General features: G+C 65.3%; 2 protein-coding genes. One reads left to right on the top strand and one right to left on the bottom strand.

What is annotated here, in order from left to right; all coding sequences use genetic code 11:
* Window positions 1-349: 349 nt before the first annotated feature.
* Window positions 350-991: a DNA-3-methyladenine glycosylase gene (locus IF11_RS0135950; RefSeq protein ID WP_030356010.1), complete on the bottom strand. Its 642-nt coding sequence runs from the start codon at window positions 989-991 to the stop codon at window positions 350-352.
* A 74-nt stretch (window positions 992-1,065) separates the two neighbouring features.
* Between IF11_RS0135950 and IF11_RS0135955 the strand changes: the two genes are divergently transcribed.
* Window positions 1,066-1,848, top strand: a complete 783-nt coding sequence (locus IF11_RS0135955) for a sporulation protein (RefSeq protein WP_030356011.1) — start codon at window positions 1,066-1,068, stop codon at window positions 1,846-1,848.
* The last annotated feature ends 102 nt before the right edge of the window (window positions 1,849-1,950 follow it).

A 1,950-nucleotide genomic window follows, 5' to 3' on the forward strand; every position in this document is an offset into this window, starting at 1 on the left:
CTGTTGAGTTCTCAAGGAACGGACGCTTCCTTTGTACTCACCCTCTCGGGCTTTCCTCCGGGCTTTTCCCTTCGGTCTTGCGTTTCCGACTCTATCAGATTCATTCGGCGTGTTCCGCCTCAAGAATTCCGATGGCCTTTGGACTGGCCTTTTGCCTTTCGGCTGTTCACTACTTTAACCGAATCCCTGCCCGGCTCATAATCGAGCCATTGAGCCCGGATTTCGGCATGCCGAAATCCGTACCCGTCAGGGTGTGGTCGAAAGTAGTGGGTGGCCGCCTCGGGGACTGCTGAACAACAGGACCCGTTGAAAGCGGCTCGGGCTACGTTAGGCGGATGAACAGCACGAGTCAAGTTCGACGTTTGCGTGGCGCGTGGGCGCGATAGGGGCTCACCGAGGGGTCGCCGGCGATCCAGAAGCGCCAGGGGTGAACCGCGCCGTCGCCGCCCACTCCGGTGCGCGGGCCGCTGCGGACCTGGTCAGCCGGGACGGGCGTACCGGCGAGTATCGACAGCGGCGCGTCGGGGCCGGCGCAGACGTCCGCTCCGTTCAGGGCGCGGTCGACATCGAGGGCGGTGGCCAGGCGGGCCGGTCCTTTGGCCAGTTCTCTGTCATGACGGGCCGAGATTCGACGTTTGCGGGCCAGTTCGGCGCCCACACTGATCCTGCCGGCCCGCAGCAGGACCCCGCTCGCCATGCCCTCCGGGCCGCACACCAGGTTGAGGCAGTGCCACATCCCGTAGGTGAAGTAGACATACGCGTGACCGGGCGGGCCGAACATGACCTCGTTGCGGGCCGTGCGGCCGCGGAAGGCGTGCGAGCCCGGGTCGACCGCGCCCGCGTACGCCTCTACTTCAGTCAGCCGGAGTTCGATGGGACCGTCGTCCGTGTCCCGTATCAGCGTGCGGCCCAGGAGGTCCGGTGCGACCTCAAGGACCGGCCGGTCGAAGAAGTCGCGGGGCAGCGGCCTGCGGTCGGGACTCTCGGTCATGGCGCCCGAGCCTACCGGGGAACCGAATACGGTCGAGGCGCGTATGTAGAGGTCAGGACCTAGAAGGAGTGAACATGGGCTTCAAGAAGCTGCTCGCGAGCATGGGCGCCGGTGGCGCGTCCGTCGAGACGGAGCTGACCGAGCTGAACGTCGTCCCCGGCGGGGTCGTCCAGGGCGAGGTACGGCTCCAGGGCGGATCCGTGAATCAGCAGATCGAAGGGCTCAACGTCGGACTCCAGGCGCGTGTCGAGGTCGAGGGCGGCGACCAGGAGACCAAGCAGAACATCGAGTTCACCAAGCAGAACATCGGTGGCGCTTTCGAGGTGCAGGCCGGGGCCGTCCATGTGGTGCCGTTCGGTCTGGAGATCCCCTGGGAGACCCCGATCACGACGATCGACGGTCAGTCGCTGCGCGGGATGAACATCGGTGTGATCACGGAGCTGGAGATCGCACGGGCGCTGGACTCCGGCGATCTGGACCCGATCAATGTCCACCCGCTGCCGGCGCAGCAGGCGATCCTGGACGCCTTCATCCGGCTGGGCTTCCGCTTCAAGAGCGCGGACATGGAGCGCGGCCATATCCGCGGGACGCGTCAGCGGCTGCCGTTCTACCAGGAGATCGAGTTCTTCGCGCCGCAGCAGTACCGCGGGCTGAACCAGGTCGAGCTGTCCTTCGTCGCGGACGACCGCGAGATGGACGTCATCCTGGAGATGGACAAGAAGCCGGGTCTGTTCACCGAGGGCAGCGACTCGTTCCGGGCGTTCCAGGTGGGGCTCAACGACTTCCAGGGCACCGACTGGTCCGCCTATCTCAACCAGTGGCTCTCCGAGGTCGGTGGCCGTCGTAACTGGTTCTGAGCGCAGGCTCTAGTAGTGCTTGGTCAGGTTGGTTGGGGTGTGGCGTGTCTTTCGGGTTCGGTGTGCGTTGATGGGGGTGTGACTCCGGACGAGATTGCTGCT

Source organism: Streptomyces scopuliridis RB72 (assembly GCF_000718095.1).
In the GTDB taxonomy this organism is placed as follows: domain Bacteria; phylum Actinomycetota; class Actinomycetes; order Streptomycetales; family Streptomycetaceae; genus Streptomyces; species Streptomyces scopuliridis.

Coding starts and splice junctions, on each gene's coding strand:
- IF11_RS0135955 (WP_030356011.1), top strand. CDS start 1,066: ATGGGCTTCAAGAAGCTGCTCGCGAGCATGGGCGCCGGTGGCGCGTCC.
- IF11_RS0135950 (WP_030356010.1), bottom strand. CDS start 991: ATGACCGAGAGTCCCGACCGCAGGCCGCTGCCCCGCGACTTCTTCGAC.